At 64.0% G+C, this 24,994-nt stretch carries 25 protein-coding genes; 14 read left to right on the top strand and 11 right to left on the bottom strand.

Annotated elements, in window-relative coordinates:
- Positions 1-12: 12 nt before the first annotated feature.
- The 4 genes from HMPREF3162_RS07620 to HMPREF3162_RS07605 form a co-directional block, all read right to left on the bottom strand.
- The gene (locus tag HMPREF3162_RS07620) at positions 13-768 is read right to left on the bottom strand and encodes a methionine ABC transporter permease (RefSeq protein WP_070575197.1); all 756 of its coding nucleotides are present in this window, start codon (positions 766-768) and stop codon (positions 13-15) included.
- A complete protein-coding gene (locus tag HMPREF3162_RS07615) occupies positions 765-1,766 on the bottom strand; it encodes a methionine ABC transporter ATP-binding protein (protein WP_070575200.1) in 1,002 nt (333 codons plus the stop codon). Before HMPREF3162_RS07615 ends, HMPREF3162_RS07620 begins: the two co-directional genes overlap by 4 nt.
- Before the next feature lie 103 nt (positions 1,767-1,869).
- Positions 1,870-2,814 carry a prephenate dehydratase gene (pheA, locus tag HMPREF3162_RS07610; protein WP_070575203.1) on the bottom strand — a complete coding sequence of 315 codons (945 nt, stop codon included), beginning with the start codon at positions 2,812-2,814 and terminating at the stop codon, positions 1,870-1,872.
- Positions 2,811-3,695 (bottom strand): DUF5926 family protein, encoded by an 885-nt coding sequence (locus HMPREF3162_RS07605; protein ID WP_070777509.1) that lies wholly within the window; start codon positions 3,693-3,695, stop codon positions 2,811-2,813. Before HMPREF3162_RS07605 ends, pheA begins: the two co-directional genes overlap by 4 nt.
- A 106-nt stretch (positions 3,696-3,801) precedes the next feature.
- Here HMPREF3162_RS07605 and HMPREF3162_RS07600 point away from each other — a divergent pair, with 106 nt between their 5' ends.
- The 8 genes from HMPREF3162_RS07600 (at position 3,802) to HMPREF3162_RS07565 (ending at position 12,389) form a co-directional block, all read left to right on the top strand.
- Positions 3,802-4,389, top strand: coding sequence for a GNAT family N-acetyltransferase (locus HMPREF3162_RS07600; RefSeq protein ID WP_070777508.1), 588 nt, complete (start codon positions 3,802-3,804; stop codon positions 4,387-4,389).
- 249 nt (positions 4,390-4,638) lie between these two features.
- Positions 4,639-5,526, top strand: a complete 888-nt coding sequence (locus HMPREF3162_RS07595) for a beta-keto acid cleavage family enzyme (protein WP_070777507.1) — start codon at positions 4,639-4,641, stop codon at positions 5,524-5,526.
- Positions 5,527-5,542: 16 nt separating this feature from the next.
- On the top strand, positions 5,543-6,592 hold the full coding sequence (locus tag HMPREF3162_RS07590; RefSeq protein WP_083318947.1) for a 3-hydroxyacyl-CoA dehydrogenase NAD-binding domain-containing protein: 1,050 nt from the start codon (positions 5,543-5,545) through the stop codon (positions 6,590-6,592).
- On the top strand, positions 6,589-7,032 hold the full coding sequence (locus tag HMPREF3162_RS07585; protein ID WP_070777506.1) for a thioesterase family protein: 444 nt from the start codon (positions 6,589-6,591) through the stop codon (positions 7,030-7,032). Before HMPREF3162_RS07590 ends, HMPREF3162_RS07585 begins: the two co-directional genes overlap by 4 nt.
- A 205-nt stretch (positions 7,033-7,237) precedes the next feature.
- Positions 7,238-8,851 (top strand): ABC transporter substrate-binding protein, encoded by a 1,614-nt coding sequence (locus HMPREF3162_RS07580; protein ID WP_083318946.1) that lies wholly within the window; start codon positions 7,238-7,240, stop codon positions 8,849-8,851.
- A gap of 9 nt (positions 8,852-8,860) precedes the next feature.
- Positions 8,861-9,805 carry an ABC transporter permease gene (locus tag HMPREF3162_RS07575; protein WP_070777505.1) on the top strand — a complete coding sequence of 315 codons (945 nt, stop codon included), beginning with the start codon at positions 8,861-8,863 and terminating at the stop codon, positions 9,803-9,805.
- Between the two features lie 2 nt (positions 9,806-9,807).
- Positions 9,808-10,743, top strand: a complete 936-nt coding sequence (locus tag HMPREF3162_RS07570; RefSeq protein WP_256282691.1) for an ABC transporter permease — start codon at positions 9,808-9,810, stop codon at positions 10,741-10,743.
- Positions 10,743-12,389, top strand: a complete 1,647-nt coding sequence (locus HMPREF3162_RS07565) for an ABC transporter ATP-binding protein (RefSeq protein WP_070777504.1) — start codon at positions 10,743-10,745, stop codon at positions 12,387-12,389. The genes HMPREF3162_RS07570 and HMPREF3162_RS07565 overlap by 1 nt, the downstream gene beginning before the upstream one ends.
- Positions 12,390-12,453: 64 nt before the next feature.
- Here HMPREF3162_RS07565 and HMPREF3162_RS07560 read toward each other — a convergent pair whose 3' ends face one another.
- From HMPREF3162_RS07560 to HMPREF3162_RS07550, 3 genes are read right to left on the bottom strand one after another with little or no spacing between them, the layout of a single operon-like run.
- Positions 12,454-13,758, bottom strand: coding sequence for a type 2 periplasmic-binding domain-containing protein (locus tag HMPREF3162_RS07560; RefSeq protein WP_256278293.1), 1,305 nt, complete (start codon positions 13,756-13,758; stop codon positions 12,454-12,456).
- On the bottom strand, positions 13,755-15,281 hold the full coding sequence (locus tag HMPREF3162_RS07555; RefSeq protein ID WP_070777503.1) for a TRAP transporter large permease: 1,527 nt from the start codon (positions 15,279-15,281) through the stop codon (positions 13,755-13,757). The genes HMPREF3162_RS07560 and HMPREF3162_RS07555 overlap by 4 nt, the downstream gene beginning before the upstream one ends.
- Positions 15,278-15,871: a TRAP transporter small permease gene (locus tag HMPREF3162_RS07550; protein ID WP_070777502.1), complete on the bottom strand. Its 594-nt coding sequence runs from the start codon at positions 15,869-15,871 to the stop codon at positions 15,278-15,280. Before HMPREF3162_RS07550 ends, HMPREF3162_RS07555 begins: the two co-directional genes overlap by 4 nt.
- 249 nt (positions 15,872-16,120) lie before the next feature.
- Between HMPREF3162_RS07550 and HMPREF3162_RS07545 the strand changes: the two genes are divergently transcribed.
- From HMPREF3162_RS07545 to HMPREF3162_RS07525, 5 genes are all read left to right on the top strand, one after another.
- Positions 16,121-17,365, top strand: a complete 1,245-nt coding sequence (locus HMPREF3162_RS07545) for an acetyl-CoA C-acetyltransferase (RefSeq protein WP_070777501.1) — start codon at positions 16,121-16,123, stop codon at positions 17,363-17,365.
- Positions 17,366-17,533: 168 nt separating this feature from the next.
- Entirely contained in the window at positions 17,534-18,325 is a 792-nt protein-coding gene (locus HMPREF3162_RS07540; protein ID WP_070575387.1) for an electron transfer flavoprotein subunit beta/FixA family protein, read from the top strand.
- Between the two features lie 33 nt (positions 18,326-18,358).
- Positions 18,359-19,309 carry an electron transfer flavoprotein subunit alpha/FixB family protein gene (locus tag HMPREF3162_RS07535; RefSeq protein WP_070777500.1) on the top strand — a complete coding sequence of 317 codons (951 nt, stop codon included), beginning with the start codon at positions 18,359-18,361 and terminating at the stop codon, positions 19,307-19,309.
- Between the two features lie 98 nt (positions 19,310-19,407).
- Positions 19,408-20,505 (top strand): YihY/virulence factor BrkB family protein, encoded by a 1,098-nt coding sequence (locus HMPREF3162_RS07530; protein ID WP_070777499.1) that lies wholly within the window; start codon positions 19,408-19,410, stop codon positions 20,503-20,505.
- A 66-nt stretch (positions 20,506-20,571) separates the two neighbouring features.
- Entirely contained in the window at positions 20,572-20,808 is a 237-nt protein-coding gene (locus tag HMPREF3162_RS07525; protein ID WP_070777498.1) for a YtxH domain-containing protein, read from the top strand.
- 172 nt (positions 20,809-20,980) lie between these two features.
- Here the strand turns inward: HMPREF3162_RS07525 and HMPREF3162_RS07520 are convergent, their stop codons facing one another.
- Positions 20,981-21,517 (bottom strand): hypothetical protein, encoded by a 537-nt coding sequence (locus tag HMPREF3162_RS07520; protein ID WP_070575246.1) that lies wholly within the window; start codon positions 21,515-21,517, stop codon positions 20,981-20,983.
- 177 nt (positions 21,518-21,694) lie between these two features.
- Complete coding sequence (locus HMPREF3162_RS07515) at positions 21,695-22,153, bottom strand: MaoC family dehydratase (protein WP_070575248.1); 459 nt, start codon at positions 22,151-22,153, stop codon at positions 21,695-21,697.
- Positions 22,154-22,264: 111 nt separating this feature from the next.
- Here HMPREF3162_RS07515 and HMPREF3162_RS07510 point away from each other — a divergent pair, with 111 nt between their 5' ends.
- On the top strand, positions 22,265-22,972 hold the full coding sequence (locus HMPREF3162_RS07510; RefSeq protein WP_070575390.1) for an NUDIX hydrolase: 708 nt from the start codon (positions 22,265-22,267) through the stop codon (positions 22,970-22,972).
- A 21-nt stretch (positions 22,973-22,993) separates the two neighbouring features.
- Here HMPREF3162_RS07510 and HMPREF3162_RS07505 read toward each other — a convergent pair whose 3' ends face one another.
- Both HMPREF3162_RS07505 and HMPREF3162_RS07500 read right to left on the bottom strand, forming a co-directional pair.
- Positions 22,994-23,740 (bottom strand): sulfite exporter TauE/SafE family protein, encoded by a 747-nt coding sequence (locus HMPREF3162_RS07505; RefSeq protein WP_070777497.1) that lies wholly within the window; start codon positions 23,738-23,740, stop codon positions 22,994-22,996.
- Positions 23,740-24,960, bottom strand: a complete 1,221-nt coding sequence (locus HMPREF3162_RS07500) for an alpha-hydroxy acid oxidase (RefSeq protein ID WP_070777496.1) — start codon at positions 24,958-24,960, stop codon at positions 23,740-23,742. Before HMPREF3162_RS07500 ends, HMPREF3162_RS07505 begins: the two co-directional genes overlap by 1 nt.
- Between the last annotated feature and the right edge of the window lie 34 nt (positions 24,961-24,994).

The following is a 24,994-nucleotide window of genomic DNA, read 5'->3' as shown; positions in this document are numbered from 1 at the left end:
GTCTGCAGGCTGTCAGATCTGCCGGCTGAAAAAGCCGCGGTGGCGGGGTTTGGCGCGCCCGTAGCGCTTGGCGACGAAGCTCAGGGCCGTCTGGATGATCTGCACCAGCACAAACAGGATGATGATCACGGCGATCATGTGGATCGGCGAGTACATCTGGTGGCCGTAGGAAATCGCAACCTGTCCCAGACCGCCGCCTCCGACGGTGCCGACCATCGCCGAGAAGTTGATGATCGAGGTCAGTGTTGTTGCCGTGCCCAAGATGATTGACGGGGTTGCTTCGGGCATGATGACGCGGCGGATGGTCAGCCACCTGGACGCGCCGAGGGATTCGGCGGCCTCCAGCAGGCCGGGGTCGACTTCGCGCACTGCAATTTCAACCATGCGGGCGAAGAACGGAATGGCAACCAGCGTCAGCGGGACTGTCGCAGCTTCTGTGCCGATGAACGTGGGCCGGCCGGTGAGCACCTGCATGACGAAGCGCGTTGTGGGGATGAGCGCAATCATGAGCACGATGAACGGCACCGAGCGGCCGACGTTCACAACGAAGCCTAGCACCCAGTTGATGATCGCGCCGAGCCAGCGCTGGCCGAATGGCGCGGCGAGGAAGCCGTCCTTTTCCGTTGCGACGAGCACAATGCCCAACGGCAGACCCACCAGGAGGGTGAAGAGCATTGCCACCGAACCCATGAACAGGGTTTCCTGGGTGCCTTTCCACAGAACGCGGAAAAGCTCCGGCCAGAAGGCGGGGTTGTTGATGTCGGTCATGCGGTACCTCCCTGCTGGCCTGCACGCCAAGCTGTGAGTCCGCGCGCGTGGAAACTGTCGACGACCGCCTGGGCCTGCCGGGCGTCGCCGGGCACAGCCAGGCGGGTGCGGCCGACCTGCTTGCCGTCAACGGTTTCCAGCGCGGCGCCGAGAATTGAGACGTCGATGTCGAGTTCGCGGGCGAGTTTGACGACCGCACCGTCGGTGGCTTCGCTGCCGAAATAGGTGACGTCGACGATTTCGTGTCCGTCGATCGGCGCATAGGTTCCGACGGGGAACAGTTCGTCGGCAATCCGGCTGCCGGGAGAGGTGATGAGCTCCGGTAAGGTTCCCGTTTCCTGCACCGCACCGTCTTCCATAAGAGCCGCGGAATCGCAGATGCGCTTGACGACGTCCATCTGGTGGGTGATGAGCAGGACGGTCAGGTCGAGTTCGACGCTGAGCTTTTTGATCAGATCGAGAATCGATCGGGTGGTTTCGGGGTCCAGTGCGCTTGTGGCTTCGTCGCTGAGCAGCACTTTGGGCTCTGCCGCCAGTGCGCGGGCGATGCCGACGCGCTGCCGCTGTCCGCCTGAAAGCTGGCGCGGGTGGTGGTCGGCCCTGTGTGACAGGCCGACGAGTTCGAGGACCTCGCCGACGCGCTGACGGCGCTTGGCTCGCGGTTGGCCGACCGCTTCGAGGGCGAAGTCGACGTTGTCTGCCACGGTGCGGTTGCCCACGAGGTTGAAGTGCTGGAACACCATCCCGATGTCGTGGCGTGCCTCTGACAGGCGACGGCCGCGCAGGGAGCTGATGGGGTGCTCGCCGACTGTCACGGTCCCCGTGTCTGGGCGTTCGAGCGCGTTGACGCAGCGCAGAAGCGTGGACTTTCCGGCACCGGACTGGCCGACAACACCGAAAATGCTGCCCTGCTCAACATGAAGCGAAACATCGCGCAGCGCGTGGACTGCGGATTCTCCGCTGCCGTAGGTGCGGCTGACGCCGTCAATTGTGATCATGAAACCTCCGGCGACGATTGTGGACTACCGGATTCCGCGACATGAAATCATGTGACGGTTTGAGACAGCGCTGTGGCGTGGGTTACATTTTCGTTTCCGCTGATCAGCTAAGGTATGCGCGGATTTCCTCGACCCACGCTTCGGCCGCTTCGAAGCGCTCAGCCGTCATCCGCGGGTCTACCGGTTCGACCGATGTCTCCGCCGCCGGATAGGAGCCGAGGAACTGAACGCGCCGGGCCAGCCGGTGCACACCGGCGAGCGCCTGGGCGATCCGCGGTTCGGCCACGTGGCCGACAAGGTCGAGGCTGAACTGGTAGAGGCCCAGCCCGTCACCGGTCGGCCGCGATTCAATGCGGGCGAGGTTGACTCCGCGAGTGGAGAACTGTTCGAGCAGTTCGAGCAGCGATCCCGCCCGGTCGGATGCCAGTGCGGCGACGATCGTCGTCTTGTCCGCCCCTGTTGCCGGCGGCATCGCGGCGGGCTTGCGCACCAGCACAAAGCGGGTGACTGTGTCGTGGCGGTCGCCGATGTTCTCAGCGAGCACATTCAGCCCGTACCTTTGGGCGGCCAGCGCCGGACACACGGCGGCCTGGTAGTCGGCATCACCGTCTGCTGTCGCCCGGGCAGCCGCAGCGGTGCTTGAAGCCGGCACGTATGCGGCGCCGGGCAGGTGCTTGGCCGTCCATCCGCGAGTCTGCGCTTCCGCGTGGGGGTGGGTGCCGAATGCCGTGATGTCGTTCAGCTGCGTTCCGGGCCGGGCTGCGAGCACAAAGCGGACATCCATGAGGGTTTCCGCCACAATCTGCAGCTCCCCGTGTCGGGTGAGGGCGTCGAGTGTGGCGGGCACGCCGCCCTCAACCGAGTTCTCCATGGGCACAACGGCCCCGGAGAGCTCACCGGCGGCCACCGCCGCAAGCACTTCGTCCACGCTGTTTGCGGGAATGCGCTGCGCGTTCGCAAAACCGCGTTGGGCGATCAGGCGCAACAGCGCAGCCTCCGTGAAGGTTGCGGCCGGGCCCAGGAAGCCGAAGCGCAGGGTGTCTGTCATCGGATGGTCAGCTGACGCGACACAACTCCGGCGCGCGCACGGCGTTCGTCTGCGCTGAGCGGCTCGGTGTTCTTCAGCGCCTGGGCGAGCAGTTCGGCGAAGTCGCCCAGGACGGCGTCGACGTCATCGGCTGTGACATCGGCGCCGACTTCCCACACGGGGATGACAATGCCCTGCGTGCGGAAGGTGCCCAGGTAGCGGCCGATGCCGCCGAGGGTGTTCTTGCCGTCTGCGTGCAGGCGAGCCAGGGCGTCCATGACGGTGTCTTCGTCCTCGCCGATCGCCCAGCGCACATAGCGGCCGTCGCCCATTTCGGTCCAGTAGGCGCCTTCGGCTTCGACGAGTTTGTCGGTGGGGCTGATGAGGTTGTTGGCCTGTTCGATTGCCGCTTGGGTGTCTTCGTCGTCATCAAGCGAACCGTCTTGCGGAATCCAGTAGTCGAAGGTTTCGTGCACGCGCACCTTGAACGGAGCGTCAAGGTCGAGGATGTCCTGCAGGCGCGGCCCCGATCCGGGGCTGCTGGTGGCTCCGACAAAACCGCCGGGCTCCATGTCCTTGACTTCAAGCAGGGCTGCGGCGAGGTCGCGCGATGGGTCGGGGCTGGACACTGGAACCTGGAGTCCGCCGAGGATCACGCCGTCGTGGCGCTTGTGTGCCTGCCAGGCGGACGGCAGCAGCGAGGCGATGAGGATTTCGTCCCCTCCGAATTCCTCTTTGAGCTTCGCGGCAGCGGTTGCCGCCGGGACGAGCTCTTTGAGGCTGACGATGTCGACTTCGAACGGCAGGCCCTCGTAGGGGCGGGGCACAAAAGCTGCGGCCTGAGCTTTCGCAAGGCGCTTGGCGATGACGTCTTTTGATGACTTCCTGGACTTCTTTCCCATGCCGCACAGTCTACGTGTGCGCAGGCCCCGCTTATACCACTGGGCGCTCAGAGCCCAAGGGCAGGCCCTGCCTTATCGGACACGGACCGCACCGTACGCTCTAGGCATGCTGTACCCCGGACTGCAGGCAGATAAGGTCGCCGCGCGACACCGCCGCTACGCGGAAGCGCTCATGGCGGCCAGCTTCACCTTCGAGCTGCTCACACCCGAACTCAGCGACGACGTCGAAGCGCTCATCACGGGTCTTGCGCCAACACCAAAGCCCGATTCGAAGACGCTCGTGCCGTTCCATGTGGGCGACCAGGACGCCGGCCTCGTAGCGCTCAACGAAGACGGCGAGATCGTCGCAGCACTCGTTGTCACAGCGGTTGACTTCAGCTCCGACGGACAACAGGACCAGACCCCCACGGCGCTTTTCATCCGCGGCCTGGCAACCGACCCGGACTTCCGCGGCAAAGGCCTGGGCACCGTCCTGCTGGGCATGGCCCCGCAGATTCTCAAACAGGCCGGACTTCCGACCCGGTGCCGGCTCATTGCGCAGATTCCCCAGGAGCGCGCCACGTTCTTCCACCGCGCGGGCTTCCAGGTGTGGGAGCCGGGAACCGAAACCCCGCAGGCAGTGGACGAAATGATGGGCAGCCTCCTGCCGAAGACCGCCCACGAACCCTGCCTGACCTTCCGCGAAGTCGCCTGAGCAGAGCCGCCCAACCGGCGCCTCGTGATTTTCAGCAGACGCCCCACCCGCACAGCGGCAGGCGCGTTGGGCCGCCCACACGTTCAGAAACAGGTTGCAACCCTCCCCCAGGCTTGGGAGGGTGAAGTCATGGATATCGTCAAGGGCTTTCCGTACGGATCCCCGCCGCGCTTTCACTGAGCAGGCGGGCACAGCAGCACTCCGCCTGATCAGCCGACCACCATCACCAGATCAGACAAGGGAGTTCCCATGAATCACAATGTCATCCTCACCTGCGCCCTGACCGGAGCCGGCGACACCGCCGGCAAATCCGAACACGTTCCGGTCACCCCCGAAGAAATCGCCCAGTCCGGCATCGAAGCCGCCAGGGCCGGCGCATCTGTCATCCACATTCACGTACGCGACCCGCAGACCAAGCAGGGTTCGCGCGAAACCGAGTTCTACCGCGAAGTTCTGCGCCTGGTGCGCCAAGCCGACGATGTCGACCCCGTCATCAACATGACCGCCGGAATGGGCGGGGACGTGGTCCTCGACCCGCAGAACCCCACCCGGTTCGTTGACGGCACCGACCTGGTCAACCAGGCCACCCGGCTCACACACGTCGAAGAGCTCCGTCCGGAGATCGCAACGCTCGATTGCGGCACCCTGAACTTCGGCGAGGGCAGCCAGATCTACATCTCCACCCCGGACATGATGCGCGAAGGCGCTGCCCGCATCCGCGAACTCGGGGTGAAACCGGAACTGGAGATCTTCGACACCGGCAACCTGTGGTTTGCCAATGTCATGTACGAAGAGGGCCTGCTGGATGACCCCGCCATGTATCAGCTGTGCATGGGCATTCCCTACGGGGCGCCGGTGTCGCGCAAGCTGCTTGACGCGCAGGTGGATCTGCTGCCGAAGAACTCGGTGTTCACCAGCTTTGCCATCGGCCGCAATCAGCTGCCGTGGGTGGCCCAGTCGGTTCTGGCCGGCGGCCACGTCCGCGTGGGACTCGAAGACAACCTCTACCTGTCCCGCGGAGTCAAGGCCACCAATGCCCAGCTCACCGACCGGGCTGTGACGATCATCGAATCGCTCGGGGCTTCCGTGGCAAGCCCGAACGAGGCCCGCGAAATCCTCGGCCTCAAAAAGCACTGAGGGGGCTGATTCTCAGATGACAATCGCACTGCGCCGAATTGACGACATCACCCAGGTAACGTGCGTCGGCGCCGGAACGATCGGCGGCGGCTGGGCCGCGTACTTCCTGTCCCGCGGACTGAGCGTCAAAGTGTGGGACCCTTCCCCGGACGCCCCGGAAAAGCTTGAGCGGCTGATCGACAACGCCTGGCCTGCCCTTGAAGCCCTCGGCCTGCAGCCGGGTGCGAACAAGGCCAACTGGTCTGTCCACACGGACCTGGCCGAAGCGCTTGCCGGTTCCGGCTTCGTCCAGGAGTCCGCACCGGAAGTCCTCGACATGAAGCAGGACCTGCTGGCCGATATTGCCCGCCTGGCGGATGCAGATGCCGTGATCAGCTCGTCCACATCGGGCTATTCGATGACGGACATGGCACAGAAGGCACAGGACAAATCCCGTCTGGTTGTGGGCCACCCCTTCAACCCGCCGTATCTCATTCCGCTGGTCGAGGTGGTCGGCGGCGAGGAAACCGCACCGGAAGCTGTCGACTGGGCTGCCGAGTGGTTCGACGCGATCGGCAAGTCCGTCATCAAAATGGACCGCGAGGTTCCCGGCTTCATTGCCAACCGCCTGCAGGAGGCCCTGTGGCGCGAAGCTCTGCACATGGTCAACGAAGGCGAAGCCACCGTCGAGCAGATCGATCTGTCGATCACCGACGGACCGGGTCTGCGCTGGCCGCTGCAGGGGCCGATGCTTACCTTCCACCTGGCAGGCGGTGAGGGCGGCATGGCCCACATGCTCGACCACTTCGGCCCGTCGCTGCTGAGCCCGTGGACCCGATTGACAGCACCGGAGCTTACAGACCGTCTGCGAGACTTGGTGGTCGAAGGTTCGAACGAGGAAATCGACGCCCGCACGTTCAATGAACTCGTGCAGGCTCGCGACGCCTCGATCATCGCCGTGCGCCAGGCAATTCAGGACATCCGCGACACCTATCCGGGAGGGCGCGAACGAGGCGCCGCCGCGGCTGCCGCGGGTGCCGCACAGGCCCTGCTGGGCTCACCCAACGACAGCCAGGAGGACGAATGACGGCGATCGCCCCGTACCGCACGGAGATCAAGCAGGAGTGGATCGACTACAACGGGCACCTGTCCGAGGCCTACTACGTGCTCATCTGCGGTTTCGCCACGGATCAGCTCATGATCGACATCGGTCTTAACGAGGACTACCGGAAGAACACGGGATGTTCGCTCTACACGGTTGAGACCCACCTGCGATATCTGCAGGAGATCGGCCTGGGAGCGCAGGTCGAGGTCCGCCCGCGCATCATCGGCGCCGCCGGCAAGAAGCTGCACATCGCCTATGAAATGCTCGACGGCGAGGACCTTCTATTCACGGAAGAGGTCATGTGCCTGCACGTGGATCAGAAGGCCGGCCGTGCCGTCGACTTCCCCGCCGAAGTGCTTGAGCGCCTGCAGCCGCTGATCGAAGAAGCACCCGCATGGTCGGGACGTTCGATCTCCATGTGATGAACCCACGGGCCTAAGTTTGGCCTGATCTTCAGATTCGGCCTTTGGCCGACAGTTGCCGCCAGCAGCGCCCCCATCAGCTCAAACAGCTGATGGGGGCGTTTTTCTCGCGCATGCTTTTCAACATTCGCGTCGCCGTTGCACCACGATCGTGTTACCGTGATTCGCACCAAGGTAACCCAAACTTTTCGAAAGCAGGCGGATAATGGCGCACGACAACGGCACATCTCCGGCTGCTCGCTCGCGGGACGCTGCTTCGCGGTCGTACGCCGACCGCACGTTCAGCCGCCGGCAGCTCTTGGGCACCGGCGCCGCCCTGAGCTCAGCTGGCCTGCTGAGCGCCTGCGGAGTGAGCGCTACACCGGAATTCGACCTGTCGAAGCCCGTCAAGGGCGGCAGACTGCGGGTGGGACTGACCGGCGGGACATCAGCCGACACCGTGGATGCGCACGTCGCCGTCAACACCACCGACATCTGCCGCATGCACAACATGTATGAGGGCCTGCTCTCGCGCGGGCCTGACTACGAAGTCGAGTACCGGCTGGCAACCTCGGTCGAACCGAATGACGACGCCACGGTGTGGACCGCAAAGCTGCGCGAAGGCGTGAAGTTCTCCGACGGGCGGGAAATGACATCTGAAGACGTCATCGCCTCCTACGAGCGCATTCGCAACCCCGACGACCCCAAGACGAGCGCCGCTGTGTTGGCAACCCTGGACTTCATGAAGGCCAAGGGTCCCTACGAGGTCGAGTTCCACTTCAAAGAGCCCAACAGCATCTTCGACGACCCCATGTCGGGCTACACCACCACAATCGTGCCGAAGGACTACGACCCGGAGAACCCCGTGGGGACCGGCCCGTTCATGCTCAAGTCCTTTGAACCGGCGCTTTCAACCGTGCTGGAGCGAAATCCGCACTACTGGGACGGCACACCGCACCTGGATGAGATCGAGCTGCTGAACTTCAACGACACCGATGCCGTCATCAACGCGCTGCTGTCGAATCAGGTTGACTGCGTCGCGCAGATCCCCGTGTCACTGGCCAAGGTGATCGAAGCCGATGAGCGGATGAGGCTCCTCAATTCCAAAACGGGCATGTGGCTGCCTTTCACCATGCGCGTGGACAAGAAGCCCTTTGACGATGAGCGCGTCCGCCAGGCTTTCCGCCTGGTAGTTGACCGCGAGCAGATGATCAACCAGGTGCTCTCCGGCTTCGGCCAGGTGGGCAACGACATGTTCGGCGTCTACGACCCCGACTATCCCAAACAATTTCCGCAGCGCCGCCGCGATGTCGAAAAGGCCAAGCAGCTGTTGGCTGAGGCCGGCTATCCCGACGGGCTCACGGTTGAGCTCGTCACCGCCCCCATCCAGTCCGGGACCGTCGAAGCCGCTCAGGTCTTCGCTCAGCAGGCCCGCGACGCCGGCATCACCGTCAAGATTCGCCGCGTAGACACCACCACGTTCTTCGGCGACAACTACCTCAAATGGGATTTCGCTCAGTCATTCTGGTACACCCGCAACTTCGCCCCGCAGGCCGACCAGTGCCTCATGGACAATTCCCCGTTCAACGAAACGAACTGGGCCAGCGATAAGACAGACGACATCATCAAGAGAATCCAGGCTGAAACCGACCCGGAGAAGCGCAGGAAGATCGTGCAGGAAGGTCAGAAGCAGCAGTACGAAGAAGGCGGATACATCATCTGGGGCTTCGCCAATCAGGTCGACGCCTACCAGAAGTACGTCGGCGGACTCACCGAAAGCGCAACCGGCATCCCCCTGTCGAGCTTCCGGTTCCGCGATGTCTGGATTGCGAAAGCGTAGGCGGAAACCATGGCAAAGCTCATTTTCAAACGACTGCTCATCAGCGTTTTCGTACTGTTGGCCATTTCCATCATCATCTTCGCAGCCACCCTCCTGCTGCCCGGCGACCCCGCGCGGGCCATCCTCGGCCAGCAGGCGACACCGGAAAGGCTTGCAGCGCTGCGCGAGCAGATGGACCTCGACAAACCGGCCATCGTCCGGTACTTCCTGTGGCTGGGCGGCCTGTTCACCGGCGACTTCGGAACCTCGGCCGCCACGGGAGGACCAGTCTCACAGCTGCTGGCCCCGCGGATTGGCAATTCGATCATCCTCATGGTGCTCGCCGCCGTCGTCTCCGTGCCGGTCGGCCTGTTCCTCGGCATTGTGTCGGCCATCCACCGTGGCCAGCGCCGCGATTCGGCCATCACGTGGGTCACACTTGTACTTGCGGCCATGCCGGAGTTCGTCGTCGGCGTCGGCCTCATCACGATCTTCGCAACAACTGTCTTCCCGATCCTGCCCGCAGTCACAATGTCCCCGCCCGGCCCCCCGGTGTGGCACCTGCCGCTGCAGCTCATCCTGCCCACACTGACCCTGGCGCTCGTCGTCGCGCCCTATATTGCGCGCATGATGCGGGCGACAATGGCGGAAGTTCTCGACTCCGGCTACGTCGAAATGGCAAGGCTCAAAGGTGTGCCCGAACGCACTGTCATCCTGCGCCACGCCGTTCCACACGCCATTGGGCCGGTTGCCCAGGTCATCGCCATCCAGCTGGCCTGGCTGGCCGGCGGTGTCGTAGTCGTGGAGTTCCTCTTCCGCTACCCGGGCATCGGACAGGCTCTCATCGATGCGGTCACCTACCGCGACGTCCAAGTGGTCCAGGCAATCACGCTGCTGGTGGCAATTGTGTACATCGTGGTCAACCTGTTGGCTGACATCGTCGGCATCGTCACCAACCCGAAGCTGAGGAAGTGAACATGTCAGCTCCGCAGAACCTCACACCGACCGACGGCGCGCTCGAACACGCGGCGCTGGGCGAATCGAACGCCGACGGCGACATCAAAGAGTCCCACAGCCGTCCCCCGCACGTCCTCAAGCGCATCTGGGCCCAGCGAGAGGGCAAGATCGGCGTGATCATCAGCGCCGCCGTCATCGCCCTGGCACTCTTGGGCCCCCTGTTGGCAGCGCCCATCACGGGTGTCACACCCTATGAGTTCATCGGCCAGCCCTTCTCTGACCACGGCCTGTTCGGCACCGACAATCTCGGACGCTCCGTGGGCTCGCGCTTCCTGGCCGGCGGTCTGCTGCTGCTCATCTATTCGGTGCTGGCCACCGCACTCGGCCTGGCCGTCGGCGCTGTCTTCGGGATGCTCGCCGCCTACACCGGCGGCACTGTGGATTCGCTCATCATGCGCATCAACGATGTGTTCCTCGCCGTTCCGCAGCTGGTGTTCGCGCTGTTTGCCATCACAATTGCCGGACCGCGCGGATGGGTGCTCGTGCTCATCATCGGTTTGACCCACGCTCCCCGCATTGCCCGCGTTGCCCGCTCGGCGACCCTGAGCGTCATCAGCGAGGACTACATCCGGGCGGCCGAAATGTACGCGGTTCCGCGCTGGAAGATCATCGCCCGCGAAATCCTGCCGAACATCACCGGCCCCATGGCTGTCGAAGCTGGCCTGCGTCTGACGTATTCGATCGGCGCGATCGCCTCGCTGTCCTTCCTGGGGCTGGGCATGCAGCCCCCGCAGGCCGACTGGGGCCTGATGATCAACGAAAACCGAATCGCCCTGACAGTCCAGCCGTGGGGCGTTCTGCTGTCGGTGATCGCCATTGCGGTTCTGACGATCGGCACCAACCTGCTGGCGGACGCAATTGCGCGTGCCACCGCCTCGACGAATGTGGAGCAGTGATGACGACACACCCCAATGTCCTCGAAATGCGCGGACTGCGCGTCGAAGCCGTCGGCGGCAGCGAAATCCTCCACGGCATCGACCTGACGGTCCGCCGAGGTGAAATGCTCGGGCTCGTGGGAGAGTCCGGCTCGGGCAAGACCACAGCAGGCCTTGCCGCCATGGGCCACTTCCGCGCCGGGCTCGTGCAGACCGGCGGAACTTCGACGATCTACCCCAACCCACCGCGCGAGGGCCGGGAGAAGATCGTCGTGGAAGAGCTCACCGATGACGAAACCCGGTTTCTGCGCGGCGAGCGGATCGCCTACATTCCGCAGGACCCCGCGCTCTCACTCAATCCCGCCATCCGCGTGGGCGAACAGATCCGGGAAGTCCTCGACATCCACGGCTACGGCGATTCTGAGAAAGATCGGGCCGACCGTGTTGCCGAAGTCCTCGAAGACGTTGGGCTGCCATCGGACAGGGATTACCAGAAGCGCTGGCCGCACCAGCTGTCCGGCGGTCAGCAGCAGCGCATCGGCATTGCAATGGCGTTCGCCATGTTCCCCGATGTCCTCATCCTCGACGAACCGACCACCGGGCTGGATGTGTCCACACAGGCGCACGTGCTCGACACCATCCAGCAGATGACCAAGCGGCACGGGGTTGCCGGAATCTACATCACCCACGACCTCGCCGTGGTCGCCGACGTGACAGACCGCGTGGCCGTCATGCTGCGCGGCGACATCGTCGAAGAGGGACCCGTCTCACAGGTGCTGCGCGACCCCCAGCATCCGTACACTCAGCGGCTGCTGGCTTCGGTGCCGGACCTGGCGGGCCGAAAGACCATCGGCGGAACCGAGGCGAGCACCGCCAGCGGCGGCATCCCCACCACCGCGGAGACCCCGTCCACGCCCGCCCCGGTGCTCGAAGTCCGGGATCTGAAGCTCGCATACGGTTCGAACACCGTGCTGCGCGGCATCGACATGCGACTCGAACCGGGCCGCTGCACCATGCTCCTGGGCGAATCGGGCTCCGGCAAAACCACGCTGTCGCGTTCAATTGCGGGTCTTATCGACCACTACACGGGCTCGGTGAGCCTGGACGGTGAGGTCCTGCCGAACAGCACGCGCAAACGATCGGTCAAACAGCTCCAGGGTCTGCAGTACGTGTTCCAGTCCCCGTACTCGTCTCTCAATCCGCGGCGCACAATCGGCGAGTCTCTGACGGTTCCGCTGGAGATGAACCGCGACCTCTCACCGGCGCAGCGCCGCGGCTACGTGGAAGAAGCCCTTGATGCAGTGCGTTTAGGCCGGTCGTTCTACGATCGCCGTCCCGGCGACCTCTCCGGCGGCGAGCGCCAGCGCGCGGCAATTGCCCGCGCCCTCGTCAACGCGCCGAACGTGCTGGTGTGCGACGAAGTGACAAGCGCCCTCGATGTGTCGGTGCAGGCTTCGATCATCGGCCTGCTGCGCAGACTGAAGGTCGAACGGGGCCTGGCGATGCTGTTCGTGACCCACAACATCACGCTCGCCCGTCACATCGCCGATGACATTGCTGTGCTCAACAAGGGTGAGATCGTCGACTTCGGTCCTGTCGACGAGGTGTTCCGCTCACCTTCGCACGCCTACACAAAAGCCCTCCTGGAGGATGTCCCCACTCTCTGAGGGCAGCGACCGAAGCAACGGCAGGGGGCGGCGTGCACTTGGCACACCGCCCCTCGCCGTTCAGTCAGGACTTCGCGTCTTCTTTTCCGCTGGTGCCGCCGGGCCGGTGCGGCAGGATGACCTCTTCGTACACGGCTTCGCCGAAGGGCACATAGTCCGTGTCAGGGTCGTACCACTGGTCCATAGTGCCGAAGTCTCCGCCGTCGGCGTAGCCGAGCTCCTCCGCTTTTTTCTGCCACTTTTCGAGCACTTCGGCAAAGCGCTTCTCGGTTCCCTCTTCAAGCAGACCCTGTTCTTCCACGCTGCCGGCAAGCTCCCGGTTGAATCCTCTGAGCTTGTCCTGCAGGGGCTTTTCCAGCGGTTCGATTGTTCCGCCCAGGGCGCGGATCTTCTTGACGGCTTCGTGATTGCCGCCGATGGAGCGGCCCATCTGGCCTTGGAACGATCCGCCGTAGCTGTCGAAGATGATCTGCTTATACGCCAGCGGCAAGGTGGCGAACCGCTGCCCGGCAATGACAGCGCCCACCGCCCGGGGAGCCGAGGTGTCGGTCAGGTATCCGGTGTAGCGCGCCACATCGAACAGTCCGGCTTCCACAGACGGCACCATCTGTCCCAGCGTGCAGTCGATTGTCTTGCGCTGCAGGGCTTCGTAGGTTTCCGTGTAGTCAAGGGACACCGGGGTGCCGCCGAGCGCTTGGACGTAGCCGACCTGCGAGCGCGCACCCACGCGGATCTGCCGGCCGCCGTAGTCGTCGATTCCGAAGCCGTCCGTATTGCACTGGCTTGAATAGCTTCCCGAGGCAGAAACCGGGTTTAGCGGGTACACGCCTTTCTTTTCGTACTGTTCCAGAACCTTGCCCGAAGCCCAGCCGATCTCGGTTGAGGCTGCGTTGGCGACCATCTCGCCGACAAACGGCGACGGGTCGGCTTCGGACAGCAGGTCTCCAACCGCGCTGGCTGCTGGGAATTCCTGCGGCAGATAGGCCGGCAGCGTGTAGGCCAGGTCCAGGCGACCGTCGGAGAGGGCATCGAACACTTCGCCGTAGCCTGCGATCGCCTGTCCGTAGATGATCTTGATGGTGATCTTGCCGCCGGAGCGATCGCTTACCTCTTTTACCCACCGCGGGGCCGAGGCGATCTCTTTGTTCTTCGGCGAAGCTTCCGATGGCTGGTAGGTCAGCGTGACCGGCGGGAGGTCTGCAATGGTTTCGAGCACCTCGTCCCTGGAGGCCCCGTAGGCGTAGCCTGTGCCCGAACCCTGCCCCGACAGTGCGCCGCCGGCAACCGAACCGGCGCACCCGGTCAGGACCACCGCTCCAGCGGTGCAGACCGCGGCGAGCGTCCTCATCGTGCGGGAGCGTGTCATCATCGTCCTCCTGCGGTTTCGAGCAGAGCGGGCAACCATTCGGCGACCTGCGGAAACGCGATCATAAAGATCAAAAAGAGCAGCGGGATCGGCAGGAACCACACGAGCGAGCGGAAAACATCGCCCAGGGTTATGTCGGTGCCCAGGTTGACATCCGGCTTCTTGGCGATCGTGTGGACGATGTAGGAGAGGATTCCCACCGGCGGTGTGATCATGCCGATCTCACCGAGCAGCACCACGAAAACCCCGAACCACAGCGCGCTCACGCCCATCGCTTCGACCGCCGGTAGCAGGATCGGCACTGTCAGCAGCATCATCGCCAAGGTGTCGAAGAACATGCCCATCACCAGGTAGACCGCGATGAGCAGCACGAGGAAGCCCACGCGTGAGAGCCCCAGGCCGGTGACGAAACCGGTGAGAATCTCAGCCAGGCCGGTGATGGCCAGCAGGCGGGTGAGCATTTCGGCCCCGATCATGATGAAGAAGATCGCGGCAGAAGCGCTCACCGTGGCAAGCGCGGCCCGGGCAACACAGGCAAAGGGCCTGTTCCCGCGCTGCTCGATAAGGGTCAGGATGAGTGCGGTCAGAGCCGCTGCGGCACCGGCTTCCGTCGGGGTGAAGGCCCCGGAGAACATCCCGCCGAACAGCACTACGAGGATGACGGGGAAACCCCACACCTCCCCCAGTGAGCTCAGCCGCTGCGCCCACGTGGCAGAAGGAGCCGGGCCGCTGCCCCGACCGACGAGCTTCGGCGACACAATGCCGAGCACCAGGATGAACGTTGCGACGAACACTGCGACCAGCAGGCCCGGCACAGCACCTGCCACCAGCTGCGGGCCGACCGGCACCGAGGCGATTCCGGCGTAGACCACCAGGAGGATGGACGGCGGAATGAGGTTGCCGGGAAGACCGGCGACAATGACCGAGCCGAGTGCCACCCGCTTGTCGTAGCCTGCGCGCAGCATTTCCGGAATCGCAGCCCGGCCCAGGGCGTAGGTCATGCCGATTGTCGAACCTGACACTGACGACAGACCGGCACCGGCTGCCGTTGTGCCGATTGCAAGGCCGCCGGGCAGCCACGAGAACCACCGGTCGGTGGCCCGGTAGATCTTCTGTGTCAGCCCCGACTGGGATAGGAGCATGCCCATGAAGATGAACAGCGGCAGCACCGAATAGGTCCATTTTGCGGTGGCCGTGTAGGGGGTCGTGGCGAGGATGTTGACGGTTGCGGGGATCCCGGAAAGACCGTAGACGCCGATGATCGACGGGATGGCCAGCGCTGCTGCCACGGGGACACCCAGGAACATGAGCACGAGCATCATCGCGATGCACCACGCGCCGGCAATCGGCGCGGTCGGCGACAGGAAGAAGGCAGCAACTGTCCCAGCCAGCAGCGCTGTGCCGACGAGCATGACACCCATGCTGCGCGGCTGGAAGCGCGTGTTGCGCGGAAGGAACGAGGTGCCGGGCCCCGCGCTGATCCGCGGACGGCCGGCCTTTTCCGGCAGGGGTGTTGTCATTGTCATGGCCGGACCTCCGTGCTGCTCGCGCCGTCTTCAATCTGCTCGGCGGCTTCGGTGTGCTCAGCCTCTGCGATTTCCCTGTCGGCTTCCGACACGTAGATCTGCTCGGGATCGTCCGACAGGACTGTGCGGAAGCAGCTGAGCGCTTCGAGAACACAGATGAGCGTCATCAGCCCGAATACGGCAGGCAGGAGGAAGAACACCGGCCACGTGATGATCGTCGTCACCCCGGCGGTCGCGCCGAGCTCCATCTGCTCAAGCGCGCGCTGCAGGCCAAACCACGCAAATCCGGCGCACACCGCCGCGGTGGCCGAGTTCGCAAGCAGCATGCACCAGCCTGCGGCGCGCGGACTCATACGGTCCAGCAGGAGCGCCACCACAATGTGTTCGCGCTGCAGCTGGGCTACGGGTATGCCCAGAAGCGCGATAGCCGGCAGATACCAGAAACCCGCTATCTCATTTGTGCCGTAGATGGGAGTGGAGAAGAAGAAACGCAGGAGTGCGTTGATGACCACGTGCAGCATCATGGTGATGATGACGAGTGCCGTGATGACGCTCAGCACTCTGCTCAGCAGCTTCGACAGCTGTTCCATGCGCAGACCCCTTCATTGCGGCCGACGGAAACTGGGAACATCCTTTCAGACAAACAGGCCGGGCGGAACATCTTCGACGAGGTTTTTATCTGCGACGAAAAGTCACATGAACTCAGAGTCTGCAGATCAGACCGGGTGCGCAGCTGACAGTTGCACGCAGTTTCAAACGATCGTTCAACCCGGTGTCGCGCAGCGTTTCCCGGCCCTCTATTGTGGGGAGCAGCACAGCACACCTTCCAAGGGGATTCATTGACCGACATCGTGATCTGCTCACCCGTCCGCTCTGCGGTCGGGGCCTTCGGCGGACAGTTCAAGGACATCCCCGTCGAAGACCTCGCATCCGAGGTCATCACCGGACTGATGAGCGCTTCCGGGCTGCCCGGCGAAGCCGTTGACAGTGTCATCCTCGGCCACTGCTACCCCACAATGGAAGCCCCTGCACTGGGCCGCGTGGCAGCCCTCAACGCGGGGCTGCCCCTGACCGCCGGGGGCTCGCAGGTTGACCGTCGCTGCGGGTCCGGCCTGTACTCAGTGCTCCTGGCCGCAGGCGAAATCGCCACCGGCGCATCCGCGGTGGTCATCGCAGGCGGCGCCGAATCCATGAGCCGCGCACCCTTCTACGCCGAAGACATCCGCTTCGGCGTGAAGACACCCGGCATCAGCTTCAAAGACGGGCTCTCACGCGGTCGCACCACGGCAGGCGGCAAAAACCATCCCGTCCCCGGCGGCATGATCGAAACCGCCGAAAACCTCCGCGCCGACTACGGCGTCAGCCGAGCAGAACAAGACGCCCTGGCCGTCGAATCCCACCGCCGGGCAGCAGCCGCCGTCGAAGGCGGGCGCTTTGCCGACGAGACTGTGCCGATCACCATCCCCGCAGGCCGCAAGAGCCCAGAACACCAGGTGACACAAGACGAACACATCCGGCCCGGCACCTCGGAAGAAAAGCTCGCGAAGCTCCGGCCCATCATGGCCGGGCAGGACACCGGCGCGACCGTGACAGCCGGCAACGCCTCCGGCCAGAACGACGGCGCCGCCGCCTGCATCGTGACAACCCGGGAAAAGGCAGACGAGCTTGGCCTGACGCCGATGCTGCGCCTGGTGTCGTGGGCACAGGCCGGTGTTGACCCCACCCGGATGGGAATCGGCCCCGTCCCAGCAACAGCAGCGGCGCTGCGCCGGGCCGACCTCAGACTTGCCGATATGGACCTCATAGAGCTCAACGAGGCCTTCGCCGCCCAGGCGCTCGCGGTCACCCGCGAATGGGGCTTCGGGGAGTTCCCCGCAGAAGGCGAAACACCCGAATCCAGCGACTTCGCACGCATGAACGTCAACGGTTCCGGAATTTCGCTCGGCCACCCGGTCGGTGCGACAGGAGCGCGCATTCTAGCAACCCTGGCGCACGAAATGCACCGTCGCGACGCTCGATACGGGCTCGAAACCATGTGCATCGGCGGCGGGCAGGGCTTGGCCGCTGTGTTTGAGCGGATCTGAGGGAGCACCCGGGAAGCATGTGGAACACACCACAGGATCCCGTCACAGCTCATTTAGACAAAACGGTAAGAAAAACCTTGTTTTTTGGTTGATACGATCAAGAAACAGCACCTTCGAACAACCGAAGATCGCGGGAAACCGCGAATCCTCAGGAAGGATGACAACCCCATGCGGATTGTTACTTTTGTGAAGTACGTTCCGGACGCCGCCGGCGATCCCGAATTCCTCGATGACAACACCGTCGACCGCGAAAGCGACGGCCTGCTGTCGGAGATCGACGAATACCCCGTCGAACTCGCTCTGACACTTGCCGAAGACGCAGACGACGCCGAAGTCATCGCCCTGACCGTCGGCCCGGACGACGCCGTCGACGCCGTCCGCAAGGCCCTGCAGATGGGCGCCGACTCCGGTGTTCACATTGTCGACGACGCCATTGCGGGCTCGGACGCACTGGCCACCGCGAAGGTCCTCGCCGCCGCAGTCAAGAAGGTCGAAGAAGAAGAGGGCCCGGTCGACCTGATCCTCACCGGCTTCGCATCGACCGACGGCAACACCTCGGTTGTCCCGACCCAGGTTGCCGAACTGCTCGGCCTGCCCGCCGCAACAGTTGTTTCGGCAGCTGAACTCGACGGCCAGACGCTCAAGACCCGCCGTGACGGCGACACCTCGTCGCGCACCGTCGAAGTGCAGCTGCCGGCTCTCGTTTCGGTCACCGACCAGACGAACGACCCGCGCTACCCGTCCTTCAAGGGCATCATGGCCGCTAAGAAGAAGCCCCTGGAAGAGTACGAGCTCTCCGAACTCGGCCTCGACGAAGGCGAAGTCGGCGCAGCCGGTTCGTACACCGAGGTTGTCGAAATCGCCGCCGCCCCGCCGCGCCAGGCCGGCGAAGTCGTCACCGACGAAGGCGAAGGCGGAAACCAGCTCGTCGAGTGGCTCGCCTCGAAGAAACTCGTCTGATCCCTGCCCATATCGAATCTCTAAGGAAGATTTATGTCTGAAGTACTCGTACTCGTTGACCACGTGGGCGGAACCGTTCAGAAGTCCACGTTCGAACTCCTCACGGCTGCCGCCCAGCTGGGCGAACCCGTCGCCGTTTTCGTCGGCTCGGACGCTGACGCCCAGACCGCTGCCGCTGACCTCGCCAAGTACGGCGCCGCCAAGGTCCTCGTCGCATCTGACGCTTCGCTGACCGAGTTCCTCGTTGCCCCGCAGGGCGAGCTCGTCGCCTCGCTGGTCGAATCGCGTCAGCCGGCTGCCGTTCTCGCTTCGGCTTCTGCCGACAACACGGAAGCCCTGGCCCGCTCGGCCGCGAAGACCGGTTCGGGTGTCATGACCAACGTTTCGGACCTCGACGGCGAAGGCCAGGGCACCCAGTCGGTGTTCGCAGGTGCCTACACCGTCAAGTCGAAGGTCATCAAGGGTGTTCCGCACATCCTGCTCAAGCCCAACTCGATCGAAGCTGCCGAAGCATCCGGCGCCGGTGCTGTGGAAGCTGTTGACTTCACCGCATCAGACGCAGCCAAGACCGCCAAGATCACCGCTGTGGAAGAAAAGGCCTCCTCGGGTCGTCCCAGCCTGACCGAAGCTGCTGCCGTTGTTTCGGGTGGTCGCGGCACCGGTGGCGACTTCGGCCCGGTTGAACAGTTCGCCGACGCCATCGGCGCTGCCGTGGGTGCTTCGCGCGCTGCTGTTGACGCCGGCTGGTACCCGCACTCCTCGCAGGTCGGTCAGACCGGCAAGGTCGTCTCCCCGCAGCTGTATGTCGCAGCCGGCATCTCCGGTGCTATTCAGCACCGTGCGGGCATGCAGACCTCGAAGAACATCGTCGCGATCAACAAGGACGACGAAGCTCCCATCTTCGAACTGTCTGACTACGGCGTTGTCGGTGACCTCTTCACCGTTCTGCCGCAGGCCACGGAAGCAGTCAACGCACGCAAGTGATGTGACTGCCGCTCTGCCGACGGGCGCCTCGTCTTCTCTGACGAGGCGCCCGTCGCCGTTGCTGCCCGCTTGTGTGACGCGCGGGTAGAGTGGGGCGTGTGCCTGACCGTACTGATCTGTTTCCCCGCCGCACAAAGGCGAAGCTGACCCGCACCTCGTGGGCCTATGCCTGGGCGCGGACAATTCAGCGCTTCGGCGACGACCGGCGCATGGATTCGGCTGCCACGCTCAGCTATTACTTTCTTCTGTCTGTCATCCCGGCCCTCGGTGCCGGGATTTCCATGTTGACGGTGTTTGGCCAGGGCCCGGCAACGGTCGAGGCGATCCTCCAGGTGTTTCAGCAGGCGACGGGCTGGTCGCGCCTGCAGAGCCTGTACGAACCTCTCATGTCCATGGCGCGGTCTTCTGCGAACCTTCCCGTGTTCATAGGCGGCATCGTTCTGTCTTTGTGGTCTGCCGGCCGCTATGTGCGCACTTTCGGCCTGATGGTCAACGATGTCTTCGAAGTCAGCGAGGGACGCGCCTGGTGGGCGCTGCGGTTTCAGTCGTTCCTCGTGACCCTGCTTCTGATTCCGCTGATCATTGCGATCTTCGGTCTGCTGACGGGCCGGACGGACTGGCTGGAGTTCTTCAATGTTCCCGATTCGGGTCTCTTCGCCTGGAAAGTCGCACGGTTCCCGCTGATTGTTCTGTTCATGTTCTTCACGATTGCGGTGCTGGGCGCTTGGACGTCTAACGTCAAACGACCACAGCGCAATCCGCTCACAGTCGGCGCGGGTGTGGCTCTTGCCGCGTGGCTGCTGCTGACCGCCGCCGTGTACTTCTTTGTCATCACGGTCGGCTTGGCGTCCGCCTACGGCGCTTTGTCGATTCCCTTTGTGCTACTCACCTGGCTGTGGCTGACGAACCTGGCGCTGGTCTTCGGCATCCAGTTCGACTGTGAAATGCTGCGGGCGCGGCGTTTGCAGTCTGGCATTCCGGCCGAAGCCGACATCCTCCTGCCGCCGAAGGCCACCGGCCGGATCATAGGTGTGGAGCGGCGTGAATTCATGCTGTCGTACCTGGGAGCGCAGCTTCGCCGCTCGGAGGGCCACACTGTCGGAAAAGTCGAATACGCGTCATTCCTCACTGACCCAACCCTGCGTCGACTCAAGAAGCTGCGCCTGCGATTCGGCTCTGGGCGAAGTCGAGATTAGCGTCCGGGCGAGGGCTGATTTCTGCTTTAGACTGAAAGTGGTCGCCCACTACAACAGGAGTGAAAAATGAAGAAGCGCTACGTACTTCTGGCCGGACTGGCTGTTGGATTCGTTCTCGGTTCCCGCAGCGGCCGCCAGACCTACGACAAGCTGAAGTCCGAAGCCGAAAAGGTGTGGAACAGCCCCGATGTCCAGGCCGGCGTTCAGCAGGTCACTGAAACGGTCCGCGAACAGGGCCCGGAAGTAGCCGAGAAGATTCAGGAATCGGTGCGCGAAGGCGTTGAGAAGGTCCGCAAGAGCTGATCTTCTCTCTCAGCGGGTGTGGAGCGCGGTCACTGGCCGCCTCCCACCCGCTTTTCTGTGCTGGGACGGACAGCCGCAGGGCTCAGTGCCGCTGAAAAGAATCAGTGGGCACGGCCGCACTCCCGAACGCCGTCTGGCGTTGCCGTGCGGCTTTTCTCCCGTACGGTGTTGTTCAGAGCTCGATGCGTCGAGCGGCCTGCACGACGCGGTTGACGGCTCCTAGGGTGGCGATCATCGCCGGATCGAGGCTCTGTCCCGTTCCGGGATCAGCTGCGTCGACCATGGCGACCACAAGCTGGCCTCCGACTCCTGACTTAGCCAGGCTGAGGGCTTCTGCGGTCATTCCACCGCGGATCTTGAACTGCCCAACACCCACGGCGGTGCGTGCCTGCGCTTCGGCCTGGAAGGCATTGCGGTCCACCAGACCCACTTCGATCTGCTCTTTGAGCAGGGTGGGATCGCGCTGCCATACGTCTGGGTCGATTACGCCGACCGTGGGGAGTTCACTGAGAACATCGAAGATCTGCCCATCAGACCCTCCGGCGTCATACCACTCTTCAAGTTTCTGCAGAGCTTCCAGTCCGGGCCCGTTTGCGAATGGGCCCCCGCGCACCGACGGGTCGAAGAAGTCGTCGGGCGCTGCCTCAGAGAAGAGCGGGTGGCTGCCGGACCGGGTGGGAATTGGGCCGCTGCCAATGAAAAGTTTCATATTGGGACGATAGCCTCGCCCAGGAGCAATGGAGAGACCCAGAACACTCTTTTCAAGCAGTTCGCACCCAGGGTCCTACGATTTCAGTACCAGGGCCCCTACCAGCCAAAGCGCCCGCCCAGTCCGACATTCCACCCACGGACTCAGTCAGCCTTAGGCCTGGGTCCGGCCCGCGTCTCAGCCCTCCGGGATCATGATGGTAACGGCCTCTGCGATGCAGGCGGGACGCTCCTCACCTTCGATTTCGATTGTGTGGGTCATGACCACCTGAATGCCGGAGCTCTTGACGTTCACCTCGGTCAGTTCGACAGTGTCGCGCAGTCGCGAGCCCACGCGGACCGGACTGGGAAAGCGCACTTTGTTGCACCCGTAGTTGATCTTCGCCTTCATGCCGGTGACGCTGACGGCTTCCGAGGACAGCAGCGGAATGAGCGACAGCGTCAGGAAGCCGTGGGCGATGGGGGCCCCGAAGGGTCCCGCCTCTGCGCGGTCAACGTCAACGTGGATCCACTGGTGGTCGCCGGTCGCATCGGCGAAGGCGTTGATGCGCTGCTGATCGACTGTGATCCAGCCGCTTGACCCGAGAACTCTGCCGACGTTGTCTTGAAGGCCTTTCAGGCCGTGGATTTCGAGCATCGCTCCTCCTTTGTCTCTGTGCGGCACCCCTGTGTGCCGCACGTTTCCATACTAGGACCGACCGTGCCGGGCGCACCGGCGAATTATGATGGCGTCGACAAGGAGGTCACCATGGCGAACACATCTCTGACAAGCGCCGGGCCGCCGGCATCCATTCGGCCTGCCGTCAGCGTGCTCGCACTGCGCGGCAGTCGCGCCGGCGGAATTGAGGTGTTTGTTCAGCACCGCCGCAAGAGCATGGACTTCGCTGCCGGGGTCGTCGCCTATCCGGGCGGCCGGGTTGATCCGGTCGACTTCGCACGAGGCGCCGCCGACTCCCGCTGCCCGGTTGCGCAGGAGCATGCTCGGCTGTGGGGCAGGGCGGTGGATTTGAGTTTTGGGCCCGGCTCCGCAGGACATCAGCCCGGGCAGGACGCAGCACTTCCGGCGGCGGTTCTGCTGGCCGCCGCACTGCGGGAACTGGAAGAGGAAACGGGTGCGTCAGCCGCACCGGAGGCCTGTGTGCCGTGGGATGTGTGGACCACTCCCCCGGGCTATCCGCGCCGTTTTGACACGTTTTTCTACGCACTCGACGCATCTGATCTTCAGCTGCAGAACACGACGACGGAGGCTTCTGTCGGCCGGTGGTCTTCCACCGGGAATCTGCTGGAGCAGTTCTATGCCGGGGACATTCGCCTGTGGCGGCCCACGTATACGCTGCTGCGCTCAGTTCACGAACTCGGTGACCCTTCCGAGATCAGCGCTGGGCGGCGCATAGTGCCGGACCGTCCGGACAGCAGCGCACCCGATGACGCACACCATAGGAAGTATGGGCTCTAAGGGGTGTCGCTGGGCTGTCGTCTACAGCAGAATGATGCCGCGCACCACGGCGGCGAGCGCTCCGAGGCTTACGAGCACCACGGCCATGCGCCGCGCCCCGGCTGCGGAAACCCGCTGGGCTGCCGCGCTGCCGACGGCAACGCCCCCGATGACGGCGGCGATGAGCACGGCGAAGAACCACCACGGGGGAAGGTTCCCGACAGCGCCGACTCCGGCAATGAGCTTGGTGACCACGGACATGATGGCAAGCATCATGAAGGTCGGCTGCATGGTTGCGGCGAAGCTGCGCTGGGGCCAGCGGGACACGCGGGCGTAGATGACCATGGCGGGGGCAGAAACCCCGGCTGCCGTGTTGAGGAAGCTGGCCGTGATCCCGGTTGCCGCGGTCAGCGCGCTCGATGACACCTGCGGCAGGCGGGGTGCGCTGAAAGTGGTCATGAGCGCAATGAGCACAATGCTGCCGATGAAGATCGTGAGGATCGCCGGGTCGGCGTCGCGGACCAGCAGCGCGGCAGGCCACGATCCGAGCACGGCGAAGCCCACCAGGAACCCGAAGCGCTTCCAGTCGACTTCGCTGAGAACTGCCAGTCCGATCAGCAGCCCGGAGATGATCGTCGCGGTGTTGGTGACGAACACGCCCAGCTGCGGGCCTACCAGCAGGGTGAAGACGGGGGCAGCGACCAGGCCTACGCCGATTCCGGAGATCCGCTGCAGAACGGCTCCGCAGAAGACGGCGATGAGGCCGATGACGATCGCTGCCCCTGTCATCAGCTGCGCGAGATCCTGGCGACCATGTCCGGGTTGAGGTCGCGCAGCGACTGTGCGCCCATGAGCTGCATCGACACGATGATCTCCTGGCGCAGCAGGTCGAGGACCTTGTTGACTCCGGCTTCGCCCGCGGCCATGAGGCCGTACAGGTAGGCCCTGCCGATAAGTGTGAAGTCTGCCCCGAGCGCTAGGGCGGTCACGATGTCCGAACCGCGCATAATTCCTGAATCGAGGATGATGTCGACGTCGTCGCCGGCGGCTTCGCGCACCCGCGGCAGCGCGTCCAGGCTGATGGGGGCCTTGTCCAGCTGTCTGCCGCCGTGATTGGACACGACGAGCCCGTCGGCTCCGGCATCGAGTAACCGGCGGGCGTCGTCTTGCGTCAGGACGCCTTTGACGAACAGCTTGCCCGGCCACTGATCGCGGATCCAGCGCAGATCGTCCATCGACAGCGTGGGGTCGAACATCGAGTTGATGAGGCTGGGCAGGTCGCTGGTCTTGCCCGAAAGGGTGGCAAAGGACAGCGGGTCGGACGTGAGGAAGTTGAACCACCACTCCGGCCGGTAGGAAGCATCGAGAACGGTTCCGGCAGTGAGCTTCGGCGGGACGGTCATGCCGTTGCGCACATCGCGCAGACGCTGCCCGGCCACGGTTGTGTCGACGGTGACGAGCAGCGTGTCGAAGCCATTGGCGGCAGCGCGCTTGAGCAGATCCTGCGACACGGAACGGTCAGCGAACAGGTACAGCTGGAACCACTTGGCTGCTGCCGGTGAGGCCGCGGCGACGTCTTCGATTGAGCGCGTGCCCATGGTGGAGAGCGAAAAGGGAACGCCAAAGCGCTCCGCGGCGCGCACACCGGCGATTTCGCCCTCGGTGTGCATCATGCGGGTAAAGCCCGTAGGCGCAATTCCGACGGGCAGGCCGAAGGTGCGCCCGGCGACGTCCGCACTGAGGTCGACATCGGCTGAGCCTGCGAGGATCGCGGGGGTCAGTTCGATGTCGTCGAAGGCCCGGCGGTTGCCGTCGTAGGTCAGTTCGGCCTGCGCGGCTCCGTCGACGTAGTCGAAGGCTGCCGTGGGCGTGCGGCGCTTGGCGATCTTTCGCAGATCGTAGATGTCGCCCACACGGGACAGGCGGGCACGGCGTCGATTGAGTTCAACGTCGAACTGCAGGAGCGGAGCAAGGTCGGACCACCGGGGAATGCGTCTTATAACAGCCATAGTCGAATAGTACCCACGGCCCGGCTCAGCCCTC

The organism is Brevibacterium sp. HMSC07C04 (assembly GCF_001815905.1).
Lineage (GTDB): Bacteria > Actinomycetota > Actinomycetes > Actinomycetales > Brevibacteriaceae > Brevibacterium.
Note: the sequence above shows the minus strand (reverse complement) of the source record. Positions and strands in the feature narration are given on the sequence as shown.

Coding starts and splice junctions, on each gene's coding strand:
- HMPREF3162_RS07620 (WP_070575197.1), bottom strand. CDS start 768: ATGACCGACATCAACAACCCCGCCTTCTGGCCGGAGCTTTTCCGCGTT.
- HMPREF3162_RS07510 (WP_070575390.1), top strand. CDS start 22,265: ATGGCGAACACATCTCTGACAAGCGCCGGGCCGCCGGCATCCATTCGG.
- pheA (WP_070575203.1), bottom strand. CDS start 2,814: ATGACAGACACCCTGCGCTTCGGCTTCCTGGGCCCGGCCGCAACCTTC.
- HMPREF3162_RS07540 (WP_070575387.1), top strand. CDS start 17,534: ATGCGGATTGTTACTTTTGTGAAGTACGTTCCGGACGCCGCCGGCGAT.
- HMPREF3162_RS07520 (WP_070575246.1), bottom strand. CDS start 21,517: ATGAAACTTTTCATTGGCAGCGGCCCAATTCCCACCCGGTCCGGCAGC.
- HMPREF3162_RS07550 (WP_070777502.1), bottom strand. CDS start 15,871: ATGGAACAGCTGTCGAAGCTGCTGAGCAGAGTGCTGAGCGTCATCACG.
- HMPREF3162_RS07605 (WP_070777509.1), bottom strand. CDS start 3,695: ATGGGAAAGAAGTCCAGGAAGTCATCAAAAGACGTCATCGCCAAGCGC.
- HMPREF3162_RS07515 (WP_070575248.1), bottom strand. CDS start 22,153: ATGCTCGAAATCCACGGCCTGAAAGGCCTTCAAGACAACGTCGGCAGA.
- HMPREF3162_RS07615 (WP_070575200.1), bottom strand. CDS start 1,766: ATGATCACAATTGACGGCGTCAGCCGCACCTACGGCAGCGGAGAATCC.
- HMPREF3162_RS07580 (WP_083318946.1), top strand. CDS start 7,238: ATGGCGCACGACAACGGCACATCTCCGGCTGCTCGCTCGCGGGACGCT.
- HMPREF3162_RS07600 (WP_070777508.1), top strand. CDS start 3,802: ATGCTGTACCCCGGACTGCAGGCAGATAAGGTCGCCGCGCGACACCGC.
- HMPREF3162_RS07500 (WP_070777496.1), bottom strand. CDS start 24,960: ATGGCTGTTATAAGACGCATTCCCCGGTGGTCCGACCTTGCTCCGCTC.
- HMPREF3162_RS07585 (WP_070777506.1), top strand. CDS start 6,589: ATGACGGCGATCGCCCCGTACCGCACGGAGATCAAGCAGGAGTGGATC.
- HMPREF3162_RS07575 (WP_070777505.1), top strand. CDS start 8,861: ATGGCAAAGCTCATTTTCAAACGACTGCTCATCAGCGTTTTCGTACTG.
- HMPREF3162_RS07595 (WP_070777507.1), top strand. CDS start 4,639: ATGAATCACAATGTCATCCTCACCTGCGCCCTGACCGGAGCCGGCGAC.
- HMPREF3162_RS07505 (WP_070777497.1), bottom strand. CDS start 23,740: ATGACAGGGGCAGCGATCGTCATCGGCCTCATCGCCGTCTTCTGCGGA.
- HMPREF3162_RS07555 (WP_070777503.1), bottom strand. CDS start 15,281: ATGACAATGACAACACCCCTGCCGGAAAAGGCCGGCCGTCCGCGGATC.
- HMPREF3162_RS07565 (WP_070777504.1), top strand. CDS start 10,743: ATGACGACACACCCCAATGTCCTCGAAATGCGCGGACTGCGCGTCGAA.
- HMPREF3162_RS07525 (WP_070777498.1), top strand. CDS start 20,572: ATGAAGAAGCGCTACGTACTTCTGGCCGGACTGGCTGTTGGATTCGTT.
- HMPREF3162_RS07535 (WP_070777500.1), top strand. CDS start 18,359: ATGTCTGAAGTACTCGTACTCGTTGACCACGTGGGCGGAACCGTTCAG.
- HMPREF3162_RS07560 (WP_256278293.1), bottom strand. CDS start 13,758: ATGATGACACGCTCCCGCACGATGAGGACGCTCGCCGCGGTCTGCACC.
- HMPREF3162_RS07570 (WP_256282691.1), top strand. CDS start 9,808: ATGTCAGCTCCGCAGAACCTCACACCGACCGACGGCGCGCTCGAACAC.
- HMPREF3162_RS07590 (WP_083318947.1), top strand. CDS start 5,543: ATGACAATCGCACTGCGCCGAATTGACGACATCACCCAGGTAACGTGC.